Below are 16,705 nucleotides of genomic sequence, written 5' to 3'. Positions count from 1 at the left end.
AGGAACTCCTCGGAGTCCCAGCACTCCTCTACGGGCACCTGGGGGAGGAGGAGCCCGGAGTAGAACCCCCTCCTCACCACTATTCCGTGCCGGCCCACCTCGACGGCCTTTAGGTAGTCCTTGGGGTTCTGGGGCAACTGCCTCAAGGGGCTCAGCACAGATACCTCGAACACCGCCTCGTCGAGCTCGTCGCTGGTCATTGCGGGGAATCGGGGGTCTTGACAGCACGCGGCTATGGCGCTGTATATGGTGGCGTACGCCACGTTCCTATAGCCCTCGGGGTAGCCGATGCAGCCCCTGAGCTCCAGCTTGCCGCCGGCGAGCTTCTCTATGGTGGTAAAGACGCCGTAGGGATCCCTCAACAGCCTCTGGGGCGTATCCGCCGGCGGCTCTATTATCGCTCCGCGCGTCAGATACTCCTCGACGGCCCTTCTGGCCAGTCTGACCAGGAAGGCCCCCTCCTCCAGGGAATAGGGCCGGAACGACACGTCCTTAAAATAGCCTCCAAAAATATATTCATGCCCCGATGCGCCGTCTGCGGGCGCGACGTCAATGCGGCAAGGATAGCCTATATACGCGGCAGCATCTTCGTCTGCGACGACTGCTTCCCCCAATATTACGTCAAGGAGATTTGTAGATTGGTCCAAAGAAGGCTCAAGGGCGAGAACCCCATCGCGTGTATATACTGTAAATACAGGAAGATATGCGACGAGCACATCTCGAGGACCTTGAAGTCACTGGCCTAGGGCTGCCAAGAAGAAGCCGGGCGCGTCGAACGCGTTCGGCATAAAGCGTCTGCAGTTGGCGCAGCGCCAGCCCTCCACGGTCCTCGGCACGTATATCGGCATGGCCCTCAGCCCCAGCTCCTCCGAGGCCCATAGGACGTTCCCCTCGTTCTCTAGGAACGTGAGCGTGCACGTGGAGTATATCACGTACCTGGCCAGCCTGGCCGCTGTGGCGATGAACTGCCTCTGGTAGCGCGCCAAAGTCTGGACGTCCTTCATGGACACGGCATGGCTGAGCTTCGGCCTTACTCCGAGATCGCTGCACGGTGGATCGACGAGCGCCACGTCGCCCTTCAGAAGCGGGTAGTCCCTGTCGATGTATCTGCTGTCGTGAATCAGCACGTCTATGAGGTGCTCCAGGCCCAGCCTCCTGGCGTTCTCCAGTATGCGCTCCGCCTTGGGCCTCGATCTGTCGAACGCTATCACGTGGATGGACAGCTGGGCCATGTGGGTCGTCTTCCCGCCGGGCGACGCGTTCAAGTCCACGGCCCTCCTGGCCCCCAACGCGGCGGCCAGCCTCCCCGCCCACATCGCCGGCATGCTCTGGTCGTAGAAATACCCCATGGCGAACTCCTCCAGCCCTCTGAGCTTGGGGGCCTCGTAGACGCTTCTGAGGGTCCTCACGGCGAGCCCCCGCCTGTATTTCACCATGTCGAATCCGTCCATCTCGGCTACGCCGTACGCCACGATCTGCCCGTCGGGGCTCACCACGTTCACCTCGTCGCCTTTCTTCACGCCAGGCGCCTTGAGGACGCCGGGCGCGTAGAGATCGCTGCCCACGTAGACGCTCTCCGCGGCCCGCTTCTCCGCCACCACGGCCCTCGCGGCCGAAGGCACTTCGAAGGGCCCCCTGACGGGAATCCACAGGGCCTCCTCCAGGTACTCGTCGCGGTATACGGGAAACCTCCTCGAGAGCCTCTCGGCGAGTTCCTCCGCCGCTATCCTGGCGGTGTTGACCCTTATGTAATACCTATAGGGAGGCCTCTTGATCGCAAGAAATATTTCCTCTATTTCTTTATCGCTTAAATACTGAAGAAATTCATTATATAGTTCTTTATCTATCTTTATTCCTTCAAAATCTATCCACATTAAGAGTTTTTAATGATCTGGGCGAGAAGCTCCTTGGCTTTAACCGTGGGGTTCGACCTGACAAGGCGCCAGAGCTCCGAGCTCTCGTCCAACACGTACCTATAGCTCCTGTTCTTGCCCAGCCCCTCCGTGTTTGCCCTCACCAGGTTCCGTCTCGACAGCCTTTTCAGAAGCCTGGCGGCCCGAAGTATGGCCCTATGGTCTGAGCCGTACCCGGTCATCTTGGCCAGAGAGGCCGCCCTTATGCTCACCACCCTCCCCCTAGAGCTTCGTATTAGAGACACTAGAGCATCGACAAGTTTACGCTCCAAATAGTCCAAGTCCATATGTCCCGTCTCGGGCTTATTTTTAAGCTTTTCTTTATATACATCTAAAACCCATAAAGGCCCTGCCTTTAAAAGCCTATCCGGACAAGAGACGTACACGATGTAGGCTTCTGCCTAAGGCCTCTGGGCCACGAATCTCCTTATGTTTCTATCCAGGGGCTGCGTCAATAGGCCGACCTCGGTTATTATGGCCGTTATATATCTGGGCGGAGTCTCGTCGAAGACGGGGTTGTAGACGTCGACGTCGGCCATGGTGATGTACGTCTTGCCGTGGGCCGTCCTGACCGTCCTGACCTCGTCGGGGTCCCGCTCCTCTATGCGGACCTCCCCCGGCTTGTGCTCCAGGTCGAAGGTGCTGGTGGGCGCGGCCACGTAGAAAGGCACGCCGAACTCGTGGGCGAGCACAGCCTCGTTGAGCGTGCCGATCTTGTTGTATACAGTTCCGTCGGCGAGTACCCTGTCGGCCCCCACTATGGCCAAGTTCACGAGCCCCCTCCTCAAGACGAGCCCCACGGCCGTGTCGGCTATGAGCTTGACCCTGACGCCGTTCTCTCTGAGCTCATACGCGGTCAGCCTCGCGCCCTGTTGCCACGGCCGCGTCTCCGGCGCTATGACGGACACGTCTATGCCTAGATATTTGGCTATATATATAGGGGCGGTCGCCGTGCCGAGAGCCCCCGTGGCCAGACTGCCCGCGTTGCACTGGGTCAAGACCCAGTCTCCCGGCTGTATCAACTGGACGCCGTACGCCCCTATCCTGACCTCTGCGTCCAGCTCCTCGTCGAATATCTTGTCGGCCTCGGCGACGAGCCCCTCCCTAAGCTCCCTCGGGCTCTTGACGGCCCCCTCCTCGACCAACGCCCGGGCCCTTCCGTACATTCTGTTCAACGCCCAGAAGAGGTTCTGGGCCGTCGGCCTGGTCCTGGACAGCTTGTCTCTGGCGAGCTCCAGCGCCTTCAAGGCGCCGTCGAGGTCGGCGACCTCGCGCTCGAAGAGCGCCAGGGCCATGCCGTAGGCGGCGGTTATCCCTATGGCCGGCGCCCCGCGGACGGCCATATCCCTTATGGCGTCGGCGACCGCGTCGACGGTCCTCAGCTCCAGATATCTGGTCTCGAAGGGAAGCAGTCTCTGGTCTAGGAGAACCAGCCTATCTCCCCTCCACTCTAGCACCTTTAGCTTAGGCCGATAGTTGGCCTTTATCTCCTTGACCAGGTCTTCTACGTTCATGGAGGATCGCCCCAAGCACTATTTATGCATGTTTTTGAGGGACAGCTTTATCGAGGCGAGGTGCCTCAAGGCGTCGTAGGACAGAGGCAGCCTCCTCCCCAGCTCCCTCAAGACCTCGTCGCATTTGTCGACCTTGGAGCAAAAACAGGCGTAGTCGGGACATTGGGCCAGAGCCTCGGCGACGTCGTCGCCCATCTCGGCCAGCGCGGTCAGCATATATGCCGCCGCGCGCACAAACGCCGAGGTCAACGCGCCGACGAGCTCGTCTATGGAGAGGAACACGTAGTCGGGCAGAGTCACCACCTCGACGCCGAGCTCCTCGGCCAGCTTTCGGGCCGACTCGTCTGAGTAGCCTCTGCAGACCACCATGGGCTTGGCGTCGAGCAACTTGGCGTTTATATAGGCCTGTCTTATCCCGGATACATCCACTTTGCCCGCCTTTATCTCGACGGCATATCGCCTCCCCGCCGCGTCCTCCGCCAGCACGTCGACCTCGCCGAGCTCGACGCCGTCTCTCAAGATCTTGTGCCTATGGGCCAGGGGGGTGAGGCCTAGCGCCGGAAGGACGTCTAAGACGAAGGTCTCGAATTTGATCCCCATGCAACATGAAATATTTTAAATTACTAGTTCACCGACTTCGATGAGAGTCTTGGTGTTGGGCTGCGGCAACATAGGGAGGTTTATCGCCCGCCACCTACACGAGAGGGGCCACGAGGTGGTCTCGGTGGACGTGAGGGGCGGCGACTGCCCGGGGATGGTCAAGGGCGACGTGGAGTCGGTGGACGTGAAGTCGGCGGATCTGGCCGTAGGCGCGTTGCCTGGCCCCGCCGCGTATAAGGCTGCTGAACGCGTCTTGGAGCGCGGGGTGGATCTAATAGACGTGTCCTACATGCCTGAAGACGCCTTGTCGCTACACGACGTGGCCAAGAGGTCCGGGGCACGCTATATACCCGACGCCGGCGTGGCTCCCGGCCTATCCAACATGCTGGTGGGCCGCCTGATCTCCGAGATCCCCAGGCTCGAGGAGATCAAGATCTACGTGGGAGGCGTCCCGAGAACTCCCGTGGGCCCTCTGGGCTACTCCATAACCTGGAGCCCCTACGACCTGATAGAGGAGTACACAAGGCCCGCGCGGATAGTGCGGAGGGGCAGGGTGGAGTCGGTAGATCCTCTGTCCGACGTCGAGCTGGTGGACACGCCGCTGGGCAAGATGGAGGCGTTCTACACAGACGGCTTGAGGACCTTGCTGAAGACGTCCAAGGTCCCCAACATGTTCGAGAAGACTCTGAGGTGGCCCGGCCACGTGGAGCGGGTAAGGCTTTTGAGGGACCTGGGCCTCATGTCGGACGAGGCGGTGGAGGGCGTGAGGCCTAGGCAGGTGCTCGCCGCGCTCTTAAGCCGCCTGAGGTTCCAGGTGCCCGACGTGGTCTACATGAAGGTGGCCGGCGAGAGCCCGGACGAGAGAATAACCTACGAGGTCGTCGTCGAGCCCTCAGGGGAGTGGTCCGCCATGCAGAGGGCGACCGGCTTGACCGCGGCCTCGTTGATTACGGCGATTAAGGACCTGGACCCCGGCGCGACGCCGCCCGAGGCGATCGGTCTGAGCAACAAGCTGATGCCCAGAGTCCTCGCCTACTTGAAGCAAAACGGGATAGGCATAAACGTGGAGAAGGTGACTAGGTCGGTCCTGTAATGCCCGGCCTGGAGGACCAGCTGAGGAGGCCAGTGCGCGGGATGCGCGACATAACGCCAGAGCAGTACTACGCCCTGAAAAAGGTGGAGGAGGGCCTGTCGAAAGTCGCTGAGGCCTTCGGCTATAGGCGCATAGAGACGCCCGCAGTGGAGCACTTCGAGGTCCTTGCGAGGAAGGCCGGCCGCGAGATAGTGGACGAGATATACTACTTCAGAGATAAGGCCGGCCGCGAGCTCGGCCTGCGTTTCGACATGACGGTGCCGGTGGCCCGCGTGCTGTCGTACAGGTTGGACGAGCCCAAGCCGGTCCGCTGGTATTATTTCACGAAGGTGTGGCGCTACGACGAGCCCCAGCACGGGCGCTACAGGGAGTTCCACCAGTTCGGCGTGGAGCTGGTGGGCTCGGACAGCCCGAGGGCCGACGCCGAGGTCTTGGCCTTGATGGCCAAATCCCTGGAGGCCGTGGGCGTGCGCGACTACGTGATAAAGCTCAACGACCGCGCGGCGATGGACAGAATGCTCGCGTCGCTCGGGGTCGGGGGATCCCGCGAGGAGGTCCTCAGGGCGTTGGACAAGAGGGGGAAGGTGCCCGACGGCGAGATCCTGGAGATGTTGAGGAGGGCCGGGCTGGACGGAGCCACCGCCGAGGCCCTCATGGCGTTGATCTCCGAGCGGAGGCCCGGCTCCGAGGCCCCCGACTTCTTCAGCAAATACGATAGGGATCTCGGCGAGAGGTACAGCCGCATCGTCAAAGCCCTGGACGCCTACGGGGTGTTGGGCAGATTCGAGGTCGATCTCTCCATAGTTAGGGGCCTGGACTACTACACAGGCCTGGTCTTCGAGGCCTACGCGGGCGAGTACAGACTCGCCGTGGGCGGAGGAGGCCGGTACGACAACTTGATAGAGCTATACAGCGGCGTCAAGACCCCAGCCCTCGGCTTCGCCATAGGCGTCGAGAGGCTCATGGAGGCGGCCGGCATAATCCGGGCCGAGCGCCCGCTCGACTACTACATATATCCGGTGACGGAGGACGCGTTCAAGACGGCCGTGGAGGTGGCTGAGGCGTTGAGGGATAAGGGGGCCTCCGTCGCCGTGGACCTCGGAGAGCTCACGTTGAGGGAGGCGTTGGAGCGCGCCGCGAAGACGGGCGTGGCGTACTTCGTGATAATAGGGAGAAAGGAGCTGGAGAAGGGGGTCGTGAGGATACGCGATATGCGCAAACGCGTCGAGCTCGAGGTGGAGCTCGACAGAGTTAGGGGAGGATTAGCGTCCCCCTACGCCCCTTGAAGACCTCATGGCCGTCCTCAAGCGCGCCTATCGCCGCCCACTTCCCCCCGTTCCTTACGAATTTCAATGCGGCGAGGACCTTAGGCCCCATGGACCCCTCGGGGAACTGCCCCTCTCTGTATAGCCTCTCCAGCTCCTCTGCGTTTATCCTCTCGAGCCTTCGCCGTCTCGGCGTGTTGAAATCCACGTAGACGCCGTCCACGTCGGTGAGTATGACGAGCGCCTCGGCGCCGAGCGCGTTGGCCAGCACCTGGCTTGCGAGATCCTTGTCGACAACGGCCTCGACGCCGCCGCGCCTGGAGACGGGCACGCCGCCGCCCCCCAGGGCCACCACGATCAGCCCCCTGTCCAAAAGGGCCTTTATGGCCTCGGCCTCCACCACTGCGGCGGGCTCCGGCGAAGGCACGACGCGCCTCCAGCCCCGCCCCACGTCCTCCCTCACCGCCCAGCCGTATTTGGCCGCCAGCCTCTCGGCGTCCTCCCTGGCGTACACAGGCCCGACGAACTTCGTGGGGTTCTCGAAGGCCCGATCCCCCTCGTCCACCAGCGTCCTGGTGACCACCGCGACCGCCCTGCCGGGGCCCAGCACCTCGTCTATGGACTCGACGAGGAGATATCCCAGAAGCCCCTGGGTCGCCGCCACCAGGGCGTCCAGCCTGAAATATCGCCGTTCGGCCAGGAGCTGTAGCTCGTCGAGGAGGCCGACCTGGGGGCCGTTGCCGTGCGTTACGACCACCTGCGCCCCGTCCTCCTCAGCTATCTTGGCCACCACACGCGCCGCTATTTTGATGTTCTTGACGTGCTCCTCCTGGTCCATGGGCCCTCCGGGCCTCGCGAAGGCGTTTCCCCCTAGGGCCACGACGACGAGCACCCTGTAAAAATACCTACGGGGAAATAAGGTTTACTATATATAGAGATAATATAGATGTATTTAGAAATAGCGGGTTTGTTGCTGCTGTTGGGAGCCGCCTCCCTGCTGAATATAGACGAGGGGAGGCATCCCCAGCTCCCTCAATATCAGCGACGCCTCGAACATGGCCATCTGCATCAGGGGGACGGCCACGTGGGGAGGCAGATTGCCCAGATCCACCTCGCCCTGCACCACCGCGATGCCCCGTATCGTGAGGGTAACCGCGCTGGGGTTTGTGGTCAGCGCCAGCGCGAAGGGCAGCTCCAGGACGCCCCCTCTCCTCACGGCCCTATCGGCCTCTATCTGGTAGTTCATCTGGATCTGGAGGGGGGTATTGGGCGGCGGCGAGGCTACCCTCTCGGCGTGGATATAGTCAAACCGGACGCCGGCCAAGCTCATAAGCTATAATAAAGGCGTTATTTAAGTCGTGTTGTCCATAGTCATCGACAGGGGCGCCGATATAGTGTTGGCAAGAGACGTCGAGGTGGTGGTGTCGCCTCTATGCGGGGGGCAGCCGCCTCCCCTCAAGCTCTCATCGCCCTCCCTGGAGCTCTTCGCCAAGGCCGTGCGCGCCGCCCTCGGCGTCGATGTGGCCCAATATCTAGTGGACCAAAGGGTCCTGGGCCTCGCCGAGATGGACCCCGTGTTGCTCCTCGGCCAACTGCCTCTAGAGAGGTCCCACTTGGCGTTCATGCTGCCGTACAGAGGCGCCGCGACGGGCTGTATATCCGCCTACCCGACGCCCGCCGTAGCGGCCATAGCCGCGTTGAGCAACTCGCCGGCCTCGGCCGCAGTGGACTTCCGCTGGGACCTCTCGGGGCTTTTCGAGACGATGGACCTCGCCGTGCGCCTAGGCGTCGACCTGCAAGCCATCGTGCCCAGGCCCGTCGAGGCGCCCGGCCGGATCTACCTCACCGACTCCGTGCCGGGCCACGTGAGGCGGCGTCTGGTGGGCGCCTTCAAGGGCAACGTGGGCCCAGGCGGCGAGGAGTACACGCCGGTCGTCAAGAAGCCGTCCGGCGGCCGTTGGAACGATGTGGAGTACTGGAGGGCGGCCGAGAGGGTGGCCGAGGCGCTTGGGGTGCGGCGGGAGGGCCTCGAGGAGATAGCCGAGCTGGGCTTCCTCGCGTATAGAACCGTCCTCGATCTAGGCATGGGGCCTGGCCAGCTCGGCTATTTGGTCAAGTGGGGGTTGCTCGAGCCCATAGCGGGCGGCTTTAGAGCCGGCGCGAAGCTACTGTATCTGATATCCCTTGCGTCGGCCCGTCGTTAGCAGCTCATCGCTCGCACGTCCGGTTTCTCCCCATCGCCGGATATGAAACCTTTATTTAAATCCACAGTTCTCAAGGCCATGGAGGAGCCCTTCTCGACAACCCTACTGGCCGTCTCCATGTTCATACTGGGGCTGGCGATAGGGCTGGCCGCGGTCCTCACGACGTCCGGTCCCTCAGCCCCCCGCTCGCCGATCAGCGCGGTCGTGTACGGCCAGGGTAGCTCTGCGGCTGTCACCATAGCTCCGCCCTGCCAGCTCGCGATAAACTCCACAGGCATCTACAACACCTGCACTGGGCTGATCCAGCGGCTGAACGGATCCCTCGACAACCTCACTATCGTCGTAGGCTGAAGCTCCAGTCGTGGCGCTCCACGCAGGGGCCGAACTCCGGGATCTCGGACAAGTCGGGCAGGGATTCGGCCCGCCCTCCGACTACCGCCTCGGCCAGCCTCCTGGCGACCGCGGGGCCCACCATGCTGCCGTAGCCGTCGAGCCCGCCCACCGCGTAGAGGTTCTCCAGCCCTCCGACCTTGCCCGCAAGGGGGCCGCCCGTCGGCGAGCCCTCGCAGAGACCCGCCTTGGCGTATAGAGGGACGGCCCAGCCGGCTCTCCGGGAGATCATTCTGGCTATTCTCGCCGCATAGCCCCTGGGAGGGGGCGTGTGGGCCTCGCCGCATCCATCGCCGGCTATGTAGAACGGCCATGGGCCCGGCCTGCCGTACCAAGACATCACGTAGTCGCCTATGCTCAAACCTCTCAGCCAGCTGGGCACCAGGAGGATCGCTGCGTAGCAGGAATAGGGCCTGAACGGAAGCTCAACCCCTATCCGCGACGCCAGCTCCCTATTGCTGGCGCCGGCGGCCAGAACCACCGCATCGGCCTTGACGCTCCTCCCGTCGGCTACGACGTACGCCGTGCGCCCCTCGCGCGCCAGCCTGGCCTTCTCGGCGGAAAAGCCGAGCTCTCTCCTGAGCTTCGCCACCACTCTGCGCACAGGTATCAAATAGTCTGTGGTTATCACGGCCACCTCGTCCCGCGCCAGCAGGAGGCCTCCATACCTATCGACGACGTCGTACTTGACGCCGGCGCGCCTCAAGCTCCCCAGGTCGGCCGTCGCCGGCATTATGTCCACCGACGTGATCGGCCTCACGGACGCGAGCTCCCTATAGACGGCCAGGCTCTCCCTCGCCATCTCTATATCCTCGCCGTCCGGCATGGAGAGCGTCAACACGAGCGACGTCAATGGGTACTCCATACGGCCGCCGAACCCCACCACCTCGGCTCCTAGCTTCCGCAGGAAGTAGGCGGTGAAGACGCCCGCTATCCCGCCTCCCACCACGACCACCCTCACGGCCGGCGGGGCAGGGGCCCCATAAATATTTTAACCGCGCAGGCCGCCGCAGGCGTGAGGGTGAGGAAGCGGTGGGGCTCCCTGGACGTTGAGCTCGAGCCCGACGCGCTGGCTCGGCACAGCTGCGTCGTGGTGGACGCGTTCTCGGTGGCCGCCTCGCTCTCGAGGCCCGAGGAGCTCTTCAGCGGGTTCGCCGAGGCCGGGATACGCGCCATCTTCGTGTTAGACGCCTGGCACGAGACGCATCTGGGCAGAGCCAGGCGCTACCTCGACCTCTGCGGGCGCTACGGCCTGGACTGCCGCCTCTCTGAGAGGAAGCCAGCCGAGGAGCTGGCCGTGGAGCTCGCCTGCGCGGAGGGCTGCGCGGTCTTGACGCGGGACTACGACGCGGTTAGAAGGGCGCTGGAGATCCGGTGCAGCGCCCCCATCCTGATAGCCAAGGGAGGCGGGGTCTACAGAGTCGTCGTTGCAAGCTTTTAAGCGGCTCCCGACGCGGAGTCGTGGATCAGGCCGAGATAGAGAAGACGGCCGAGGGCCTAACCGAGCTGGAGAGGAAGATCCTGGTACATATATACGCCTACGGCCCCGACACGCCCTGGCTGATGGCGCGGCGTCTTCTGGGCGCGGCCGGCTGGGCCCCTGTGGCGCCCGAGGGGGAAGTGGAGGAGGCCTGCAGGAGGCTGGAGGAAATGGGTCTGCTGGAGAGGTACAGGGGCAGCCTCAAGGGCCTCGTCACTTCGTCAATAAAGCCGTGGCTTAAAGTAAAGAGAAGGAACCCGGACCGCAAGGGCTCAGGCATATACTACGATCTGACCAAAAGAGGCCGTTGGGTGGCCGGCTATCTGTATAAACGGCACTTCAGGAGAGCACGAGGCTGAGGAGCGCCATCCTCAGCGGCACGCCGTACGCCGCCTGTCTGAAATAGGCGGCGTGCCTCGTCCTGTCCACGGACGCGTCCAGCTCGTCGACTCTGGGCAACGGATGCAGGACGATGAGGTCGTCCTTGGCCCCCCTCAGCGATTCGGCCGTCAGCTTGTAGCTGCCCTTCACGCGCTCGAACTCGAGCGGGTCGAGGAAGCGCTCCTTCTGGATCCTCACTACGTAGAGCACGTCGAGCTCGCCCAACGCCTCCTCAAGCCTCGTGTAGGCCCTCAGGCGCAGGCCCCTCGACTGCACGTAGTCCAAGGTCTCCTGCCTCGGCCTTAAGAACTCCGGCGAGATCAAGGCTATCTCGACGTCGAACAGGGAAAGCCCCTCGAGGAGCGAGTTGACGGTCCTCGCGTACTTCAGATCGCCCATGATGCCGATCTTGAGCCCGTCGATCCTGCCCTTCTCCCTCCAGATGGTGTAGAGATCCAGCATGGCCTGCGTCGGGTGGTTGAAGGATCCGTCGCCGGCGTTCACGACGGGCGACTGGGCTATCTCCGCGGCGAGCCGCGCGGCCCCCTCCAGCCTGTGCCTGACGACTATCACGTCGGCGTATGCGTCCAGCATCCTTATGGTGTCGGAGAAGGTCTCGCCCTTCTCGACGCTCGTCCCCTCGGCGCTGGAGAAGCCGACGACCTCGCCGCCGAGCCTCTTCATGGCGGTCTCGAAGCTGAGGCGGGTCCGCGTCGACGGCTCGAAGAAGGCGACGGCCATGACCCTCCCTCTAAGCACGTCGAGGCCGGACCTGGCGTATCTCTCCATCTCCCTCGCCCTCTCGAATAGGACCTCCAGATCGCCTCTCGAGAAATCCCTCATGGAGACCACGTCTCTGCCCCGCCAGGACACGCGCAGATTATGCAATTAAATAAATGTTGCCGCATCTCCATGTACCCGGTAGTCGTCGCCCTCGACGTAGACTTGAGGAAGGCGCTGGCCGTGGCGGAATCTCTGCGGGACGAGGTCGCCGGCTTTAAGGTGGGCTGGGACCTGGTCCTCGAGGCCGGCCTGGACCCCATCAAGGCGGTCTCGCGGCTGGGCCCGGTCGTGGTCGATCTGAAGCTGGCCGACATACCCTATATAGTGAGGCGCGTCGTGGATAAGATTGCGGCCGCGGGCGCGTGCTGCGCCATAGCGCACGGATTTCTACTGCCGAGCCTGGAGAAGGACGAGAGGCTCTACGTCTTGGTGAAGATGACCACCGGCTCCCGCTACGACGGGCTGTGGAGGGAGTTGCTGGGGCAAGTCGCCGGCTTCCGCGGAGCGGTGGCGCCGGGCAACGAGCCGCAAGTGGTCTCGGCCGCGAGACGCGCCCTGGGTTGCTCAGCGAGGATAATCTCGCCGGGGATAGGGGCGCAGGGCGGAAGGCCCGGGGACGCGATAAGGGCAGGCGCCGACTTCGAGATAGTGGGCCGCTACGTATTGGAGGATCCCTCCAGGGTCTCGGAATGGCGCGGCCTCAAGCCTGCGTGCAACGATTCCATCTAGAAGGTTGCATAGATAAAGGCAAGACATTTAAAATCCACGTCGGCCGGGCGCACCATGAAGAACCTTAATGAGGTTCTCAAGATATCCTTCTCAGCCTTCTTCGCGGATCTCGGCTACCAGGCGGCGGTGGTCATGTTCCCGCTGGTCTTCGTGATATACCTGGGCGCTCCCATGTGGCTTTACGGGGTTGCGGAGGCTATCAACTATGGGCTCGGAAGCCTAATGGCGTTCCTGGGCGGCTTGGCTGGCGACAGGTTTGGCAGGAAGAGGATGGCCATACTCGGCAACGCGTTGATAATACCGGTCTCGTTCCTCGGCTTCGCCAAGTATTGGTGGCAGGCCCTGTTGATCTTCATGGTCGGCTGGTGGTTTAGGAACTTCAGGTCGCCGCCGAGGAGGGCCATGATGACCGAGGTCACCGACCCAAGCGAGAGGAATGAGGCCTTCGGCATACTGCACGCGCTGGACATAGCCGGAGCTGTATTGTCGATAACATACGCGGCTATACTGCTCTTCGTGAAGTTCCCCGTGGAGTACCTGCTCCTAATAACGGCGGCGCCGCTGGTGGTGTCTACCCTTCTCATAGCCCTAGTCAACGCCGGGCGTGGCTCCAGTGCCGGCTCAGTCTCATTCACTGAGCTGAGGGGGTTGGGCAGGGTGTTGTGGCTGGTCGTGGTGTCGACGTTCTTCTTCGGCTTCAGCCAGTACAGCTTCGGCTTCCCGGTGATAACAACGGCTGAGTTCACCCACGAGGATTACCTAGCGGTGGTCGCCTACGGCGTCTTCCTAGCCACCTCGGCGGTCTTCGGCTACGTCTTCGGCAAGTCTAGGATAAATGAGTACGCGGGCCTTTCATACCTGGGCTACCTGCTCGGCGTCTTCGCCTCGCTGGGCTTCGCCCTGCTGTCGCCGATGGGCGTAACGGGCATATACCCAGCGGCCTCTCTGCTCGGCGTTGCGGTGGCCGCCACCGAGACCTTCGAGCCAACAATAATATCTAAGGTAGCCCCCAGGGAGAGGATGGGCATGGGGATGGGGCTCCTGTCCTTCGGCAGGAGTATCGGCATATTCCTAGCCAACACGGTAATGGGCCTGCTCTACCAACTCCACTACTCCTACGCCTACTACTTCGCAGCCGCAAGCTCATTCACGGCCTTCTTGGTGGTCCGCCTATTGCTAATGAGAGCGGTTGGGAGCGAGGGCCGATCGCGATGAGAGGTATGCTAGTGCTGTGCCGAGGGGAGGGCGAGTCGATTGGGTAAGGACTTGCCTATGAACGCTCAGGGGGCTCAAGATACTTAAATGATGTCTCAGCTAACCGTATCAATACCTGAATGCTAATCGATATGGGGCCGGATTGGCGCGTTTCCGATGCGCGGCGACTTGCGCGTATCCGCGCGGCTTCAAGGTCTCGGAGCACCGCGGCCGGCGCGCAACAATTCTTTTAAGGAGGGTGAATAGATCACGTGTCCGCCAGGGAGCTCATAGTGAGCAAGATCAGGGACGGCACGGTGATAGATCACATCCCGGCCGGCCGGGCTCTGGCGGTGTTGAGGATACTGGGGATAACCGGGAGGGAGGGCCTGAGGGTCGCGCTCGTCATGAACGTGGACTCGGAGAAGCTGGGGCGCAAGGACATAGTGAAGATAGAGGGCAGAGAGCTGACGCCCGACGAGGTCGACGTGATCTCGGCGGTAGCCCCGACGGCCACGATAAACATCGTGAAGAACTACGAGGTGGTGAAGAAGTACAAGGTGAGGCCTCCCCCCGTCATAAGGGGCAAGTTCAAATGCAGAAACCCCAACTGCATAACCAATCAGCACAGGGAGAGCGTGGTCACGTCGTTCGTGCTCGTTAGGGGTGACCCGCCCACGTTCGCCTGCGAGTACTGCGGCCGCTACCACACGCTGGACGAGCTCGTGTGACGGCCGGGCCCTCGGCCGCCGCGTGTCGGCCCGCCGCGACTACGGCGAGCGGTGCCGGACTCTACGCCCTCCTCAAGTCGATGTCGAGGGCGGCAACTATCGGCCTTGGCTGAGACGGCCGCTGATCGCCTTTAAATAACCGCCGCCTGGTTATTCGCAATGGGCCACGTCTGGGTTACGGTGAAGGTCGCTGACCTCCTCCCCGAGGGCGGGTGCCCCGCGGGGAGGCGCCCTCGCCCCGCCCTCATAGGCCCCTCGGGCGGGGGTCGTGGGGCCGGCCGGGCCAGCACCGCGGGCCACTGGGGGCTGGCCTTCAATGACCTGAGCGAAGCCCACACGGCGCGTACGACGGGCCACGGGACAAGCGGATTCTTCCTCCCAGCGAGCTCTTTCGGCACGAGCCCTCTCTCCCTCTCCAGTCTCCTCTTCACGTCTCTCAGATCCCACCACACGCCCTTCACCCACCCCGTGGGGGTGGTTTTCCACAGCATGTTCAACACCGCCGCCGCGTCTCTATCCACGGCGTGGCCGTGCGGACAGCGTAGCGTATGCCAATCGCCGCCGTCCTCCAGCTTGGCGAAGTGGATTGGACAGGCCTTGCTGTTTCTGAAGCTGGAGGCGTAGAAAACCGCCGAGCCACCCTCCGCCGCCTTGTCCTCAACAGCCCTCAGGATCTTTCTGAAGGGCGTCTGCTTGATGCGGTGCCTCAGCTCTCCTTTCTCAACCTTCTTTCTTACGCCTTTTTTCGCCTTCTCCTCAACGCCTATCATCCCCTCCTGCGGGTTTTTGCCGAGCTCCTCGGTCACTATCACGGCGGGGCTCCTCGCCACCTCGCGGGCGACCTGCTTTACTCGGCCCTCCTTCCGCCTCCTCTCCCTAAGCCTCCCCGCGAACCTCCTGAACTCCCTAGCGTCCGCGACGTTCTGCGCCCTTTCTTCACCGTCCCTGCCCGCGAAGGGGTATTTTCCCCTAAGCTCCTCAAGCTTTCTGCCTCTAACCGCCTCGTACCTCTTCGCGAGCCTGCCGAAGTCCGTCCTTATGGAGTATACGGCTGGATCTAGATATTGCCTATTCCACCGCGCCACGGCGTCTACTGTGGCCAAGAGGCTCACCCTGGCGACTGCGACCGTGTTTTCGTTTACGTCGAAGGTAACTACTTCTGCCGGAGGCTCCCCCCTCGGCTGTACGTCGAAGGCGAATATCGCATACCACCTGCCCCTCCGCCGCTTCACCATGAGGGTGGACGCCAGCTCAGCCTCTCCCCTCAGCGCCTTCCACCAATACAGCCAGAGGCGTCTATGGGGCTTTATCCAGACCTCCCTCCTCCCGCCGGGGAGAGACAGCGCCAGCCTAACGGGGGCTGCTGAAGCCGCCGTCTTCCGGTAGCTCCAGCTGTCCTTGGCGAAGCGGATAGCGACGCGCCGAACCTCGGGGCGGGGCTTGTGGACTCGGCCGTCCCTCCTCGCCTCCAGAAAGGATTTCCCCACCTCTACGCCCTGGTTCATGGCCTGCTGGACGAGCTGGGCGGGCAAGGGGTACAGCTCCCTAAAGCGGCGGTACAGCTCTTCGCGCTTCTTCCCCTCCAGCCTCCCCCTCTCTGCGACGTATACCGCCGCCTCCTCCACGATGCGGCGGTACGCCTCCTCCACGGCGGAAAGCTCGGGCGGCGGGCTCTCTATCTCCACGGCAACAGCCCTCCTCACGCTCCCCATGTTCTCCATGCGCCCACCTCCCACAAAAAACTTTGACGAACCGGCACCCCGCCCTAAAGGGCGAGGCTTTCGCCCATGTAACCGGCAGGTCAAGGGTTGAGACCGGGGCCGGCGTCATCGAGGTTGATAGGTCGAGGGCGCTCATCGAAATTGGAGGCAGGTCGGAGGTGGTCCCGGTACTGATCTCCGACATCATAGATAAGGTGCTTATCGGCGTCACTACACTCGAGGTACTTGAACTTGAGGTTGACCCAGAAACAGGCAAGCTAAAGGAGAGATCCCTCCTCCTCTATTAGCCCTATAACATCCCGGCTAACGTGGGTCGATACTGCGGTGAGCTTCTGACCATCCCAAGCGTTCTTTCCTCACAGGAGTGGCGGGCAACTACTACCAGGGAAATGCTCAGTGCTGATATTCAAGGGCGGTAGGTTCTGAATTAGGCATTTGCCGAACCGACGGCGTTAGGCAACCGCCGTATCTTGCTGTCTGCCGAACGAAAAAAAAATACCGGGAAGCTTCTTATAGGTATGGATATGTTCAAATCCGTGAGGTTCCCGGCTAGATATGTGGCTGCCGGCGCCGCCTCTATGATGGCGATCGCGTTGGCTTGGCTTATCTACACCTGGCCCGTGACGGTGCAGTACTTCCCGACATATGCCGTGACGTACAGCAAAGGCCTGGGGCAGAGCTTCGAGCTGGAGGTGGTCAACGAAACA

General features: G+C 62.4%; 22 protein-coding genes. 12 read left to right on the top strand and 10 right to left on the bottom strand.

From position 1 onward, the window contains the following. Positions 1 to 488, bottom strand: a 488-nt coding sequence (locus tag B7L68_RS04990) for a TIGR00296 family protein (protein ID WP_081246602.1), incomplete at its 3' end; no start/stop codon positions are given. 30 nt (positions 489 to 518) lie between these two features. Here B7L68_RS04990 and B7L68_RS04985 point away from each other — a divergent pair. After that, positions 519 to 746, top strand: a complete 228-nt coding sequence (locus tag B7L68_RS04985; protein WP_081246580.1) for a hypothetical protein — start codon at positions 519 to 521, stop codon at positions 744 to 746. Here the strand turns inward: B7L68_RS04985 and B7L68_RS04980 are convergent. The 4 genes from B7L68_RS04980 to B7L68_RS04965 all read right to left on the bottom strand — a co-directional run bounded on the left by B7L68_RS04980 (position 735) and on the right by B7L68_RS04965 (position 4,027). Beyond that, positions 735 to 1,874, bottom strand: coding sequence for a PUA domain-containing protein (locus B7L68_RS04980; RefSeq protein WP_081246579.1), 1,140 nt, complete (start codon positions 1,872 to 1,874; stop codon positions 735 to 737). The genes B7L68_RS04985 and B7L68_RS04980 overlap by 12 nt on opposite strands. Further along, the gene (locus B7L68_RS04975; protein ID WP_081246578.1) at positions 1,874 to 2,200 is read right to left on the bottom strand and encodes a hypothetical protein; all 327 of its coding nucleotides are present in this window, start codon (positions 2,198 to 2,200) and stop codon (positions 1,874 to 1,876) included. The genes B7L68_RS04980 and B7L68_RS04975 overlap by 1 nt, the downstream gene beginning before the upstream one ends. Before the next feature lie 114 nt (positions 2,201 to 2,314). Further along, a complete protein-coding gene (locus tag B7L68_RS04970; protein WP_081246577.1) occupies positions 2,315 to 3,427 on the bottom strand; it encodes an S-methyl-5-thioribose-1-phosphate isomerase in 1,113 nt (370 codons plus the stop codon). An 18-nt stretch (positions 3,428 to 3,445) separates the two neighbouring features. After that, positions 3,446 to 4,027: an endonuclease gene (locus B7L68_RS04965; RefSeq protein WP_081246576.1), complete on the bottom strand. Its 582-nt coding sequence runs from the start codon at positions 4,025 to 4,027 to the stop codon at positions 3,446 to 3,448. Between the two features lie 40 nt (positions 4,028 to 4,067). Between B7L68_RS04965 and B7L68_RS04960 the strand changes: the two genes are divergently transcribed. Next, positions 4,068 to 5,120, top strand: a complete 1,053-nt coding sequence (locus B7L68_RS04960; RefSeq protein ID WP_081246575.1) for a saccharopine dehydrogenase C-terminal domain-containing protein — start codon at positions 4,068 to 4,070, stop codon at positions 5,118 to 5,120. Beyond that, complete coding sequence (gene hisS, locus B7L68_RS04955) at positions 5,120 to 6,406, top strand: histidine--tRNA ligase (protein ID WP_081246574.1); 1,287 nt, start codon at positions 5,120 to 5,122, stop codon at positions 6,404 to 6,406. The genes B7L68_RS04960 and hisS overlap by 1 nt, the downstream gene beginning before the upstream one ends. Here hisS and B7L68_RS04950 read toward each other — a convergent pair. Both B7L68_RS04950 and B7L68_RS04945 read right to left on the bottom strand, forming a co-directional pair. Continuing rightward, positions 6,372 to 7,277 carry a carbamate kinase gene (locus B7L68_RS04950; protein ID WP_081246573.1) on the bottom strand — a complete coding sequence of 302 codons (906 nt, stop codon included), beginning with the start codon at positions 7,275 to 7,277 and terminating at the stop codon, positions 6,372 to 6,374. The two genes, hisS and B7L68_RS04950, sit on opposite strands and share 35 nt — an antisense overlap. A 60-nt stretch (positions 7,278 to 7,337) precedes the next feature. Next, a complete protein-coding gene (locus B7L68_RS04945) occupies positions 7,338 to 7,715 on the bottom strand; it encodes a hypothetical protein (protein ID WP_081246572.1) in 378 nt (125 codons plus the stop codon). 28 nt (positions 7,716 to 7,743) lie between these two features. Between B7L68_RS04945 and B7L68_RS04940 the strand changes: the two genes are divergently transcribed. Next, positions 7,744 to 8,589, top strand: coding sequence for a hypothetical protein (locus B7L68_RS04940; RefSeq protein WP_081246571.1), 846 nt, complete (start codon positions 7,744 to 7,746; stop codon positions 8,587 to 8,589). 78 nt (positions 8,590 to 8,667) lie between these two features. Continuing rightward, positions 8,668 to 8,940 carry a hypothetical protein gene (locus tag B7L68_RS04935; RefSeq protein ID WP_081246570.1) on the top strand — a complete coding sequence of 91 codons (273 nt, stop codon included), beginning with the start codon at positions 8,668 to 8,670 and terminating at the stop codon, positions 8,938 to 8,940. On the opposite strand, the gene B7L68_RS04930 is transcribed toward B7L68_RS04935, so the two are convergent. Continuing rightward, positions 8,924 to 9,940 carry an FAD-binding oxidoreductase gene (locus B7L68_RS04930; RefSeq protein WP_081246569.1) on the bottom strand — a complete coding sequence of 339 codons (1,017 nt, stop codon included), beginning with the start codon at positions 9,938 to 9,940 and terminating at the stop codon, positions 8,924 to 8,926. The two genes, B7L68_RS04935 and B7L68_RS04930, sit on opposite strands and share 17 nt — an antisense overlap. A gap of 54 nt (positions 9,941 to 9,994) precedes the next feature. Between B7L68_RS04930 and B7L68_RS04925 the strand changes: the two genes are divergently transcribed. Together B7L68_RS04925 and B7L68_RS04920 are read left to right on the top strand one after the other, a co-directional pair. After that, on the top strand, positions 9,995 to 10,420 hold the full coding sequence (locus B7L68_RS04925; RefSeq protein ID WP_081246568.1) for a hypothetical protein: 426 nt from the start codon (positions 9,995 to 9,997) through the stop codon (positions 10,418 to 10,420). A 20-nt stretch (positions 10,421 to 10,440) separates the two neighbouring features. Further along, the gene (locus tag B7L68_RS04920) at positions 10,441 to 10,818 is read left to right on the top strand and encodes a hypothetical protein (protein ID WP_081246567.1); all 378 of its coding nucleotides are present in this window, start codon (positions 10,441 to 10,443) and stop codon (positions 10,816 to 10,818) included. On the opposite strand, the gene pyrB is transcribed toward B7L68_RS04920, so the two are convergent. Continuing rightward, a complete protein-coding gene (gene pyrB, locus B7L68_RS04915) occupies positions 10,799 to 11,713 on the bottom strand; it encodes an aspartate carbamoyltransferase (protein ID WP_255408304.1) in 915 nt (304 codons plus the stop codon). The genes B7L68_RS04920 and pyrB overlap by 20 nt on opposite strands. A gap of 39 nt (positions 11,714 to 11,752) precedes the next feature. Here pyrB and B7L68_RS04910 point away from each other — a divergent pair, with 39 nt between their 5' ends. The 3 genes from B7L68_RS04910 to pyrI all read left to right on the top strand — a co-directional run bounded on the left by B7L68_RS04910 (position 11,753) and on the right by pyrI (position 14,277). Then, the gene (locus B7L68_RS04910) at positions 11,753 to 12,352 is read left to right on the top strand and encodes an orotidine 5'-phosphate decarboxylase / HUMPS family protein (RefSeq protein WP_081246566.1); all 600 of its coding nucleotides are present in this window, start codon (positions 11,753 to 11,755) and stop codon (positions 12,350 to 12,352) included. Positions 12,353 to 12,406: 54 nt separating this feature from the next. Beyond that, the gene (locus tag B7L68_RS04905; protein WP_081246565.1) at positions 12,407 to 13,567 is read left to right on the top strand and encodes an MFS transporter; all 1,161 of its coding nucleotides are present in this window, start codon (positions 12,407 to 12,409) and stop codon (positions 13,565 to 13,567) included. 251 nt (positions 13,568 to 13,818) lie between these two features. Further along, on the top strand, positions 13,819 to 14,277 hold the full coding sequence (pyrI, locus tag B7L68_RS04900; protein WP_081246564.1) for an aspartate carbamoyltransferase regulatory subunit: 459 nt from the start codon (positions 13,819 to 13,821) through the stop codon (positions 14,275 to 14,277). A gap of 131 nt (positions 14,278 to 14,408) precedes the next feature. Here the strand turns inward: pyrI and B7L68_RS04895 are convergent, their stop codons facing one another. Then, positions 14,409 to 15,989: a zinc ribbon domain-containing protein gene (locus B7L68_RS04895; protein ID WP_162008401.1), complete on the bottom strand. Its 1,581-nt coding sequence runs from the start codon at positions 15,987 to 15,989 to the stop codon at positions 14,409 to 14,411. Between the two features lie 32 nt (positions 15,990 to 16,021). On the opposite strand from B7L68_RS04895, the gene B7L68_RS04890 reads away from it, so the two are divergent. Both B7L68_RS04890 and B7L68_RS04885 read left to right on the top strand, forming a co-directional pair. After that, positions 16,022 to 16,285, top strand: coding sequence for an aspartyl protease (locus B7L68_RS04890; protein WP_238136334.1), 264 nt, complete (start codon positions 16,022 to 16,024; stop codon positions 16,283 to 16,285). Positions 16,286 to 16,516: 231 nt separating this feature from the next. Next, positions 16,517 to 16,705 (top strand): hypothetical protein (locus B7L68_RS04885; RefSeq protein WP_143615297.1); only part of this gene is annotated, 189 nt, incomplete at its 3' end.

The organism is Thermoproteus sp. CP80 (assembly GCF_002077075.2).
Classification (GTDB): Archaea; Thermoproteota; Thermoprotei; order Thermoproteales; family Thermoproteaceae; genus Thermoproteus.
This window is presented reverse-complemented; position numbering and strand designations above follow the sequence as displayed.

Excerpts from the sequence above, each read along its gene's own strand:
- B7L68_RS04985 (WP_081246580.1), top strand. The coding sequence starts at position 519 with ATGCCCCGATGCGCCGTCTGCGGGCGCGACGTCAATGCGGCAAGGATA.
- B7L68_RS04980 (WP_081246579.1), bottom strand. The coding sequence starts at position 1,874 with ATGTGGATAGATTTTGAAGGAATAAAGATAGATAAAGAACTATATAAT.
- B7L68_RS04975 (WP_081246578.1), bottom strand. The coding sequence starts at position 2,200 with ATGGACTTGGACTATTTGGAGCGTAAACTTGTCGATGCTCTAGTGTCT.
- B7L68_RS04970 (WP_081246577.1), bottom strand. The coding sequence starts at position 3,427 with ATGAACGTAGAAGACCTGGTCAAGGAGATAAAGGCCAACTATCGGCCT.
- B7L68_RS04965 (WP_081246576.1), bottom strand. The coding sequence starts at position 4,027 with ATGGGGATCAAATTCGAGACCTTCGTCTTAGACGTCCTTCCGGCGCTA.
- B7L68_RS04960 (WP_081246575.1), top strand. The coding sequence starts at position 4,068 with ATGAGAGTCTTGGTGTTGGGCTGCGGCAACATAGGGAGGTTTATCGCC.
- hisS (WP_081246574.1), top strand. The coding sequence starts at position 5,120 with ATGCCCGGCCTGGAGGACCAGCTGAGGAGGCCAGTGCGCGGGATGCGC.
- B7L68_RS04945 (WP_081246572.1), bottom strand. The coding sequence starts at position 7,715 with ATGAGCTTGGCCGGCGTCCGGTTTGACTATATCCACGCCGAGAGGGTA.
- B7L68_RS04935 (WP_081246570.1), top strand. The coding sequence starts at position 8,668 with ATGGAGGAGCCCTTCTCGACAACCCTACTGGCCGTCTCCATGTTCATA.
- B7L68_RS04910 (WP_081246566.1), top strand. The coding sequence starts at position 11,753 with ATGTACCCGGTAGTCGTCGCCCTCGACGTAGACTTGAGGAAGGCGCTG.
- B7L68_RS04905 (WP_081246565.1), top strand. The coding sequence starts at position 12,407 with ATGAAGAACCTTAATGAGGTTCTCAAGATATCCTTCTCAGCCTTCTTC.
- B7L68_RS04895 (WP_162008401.1), bottom strand. The coding sequence starts at position 15,989 with ATGGGGAGCGTGAGGAGGGCTGTTGCCGTGGAGATAGAGAGCCCGCCG.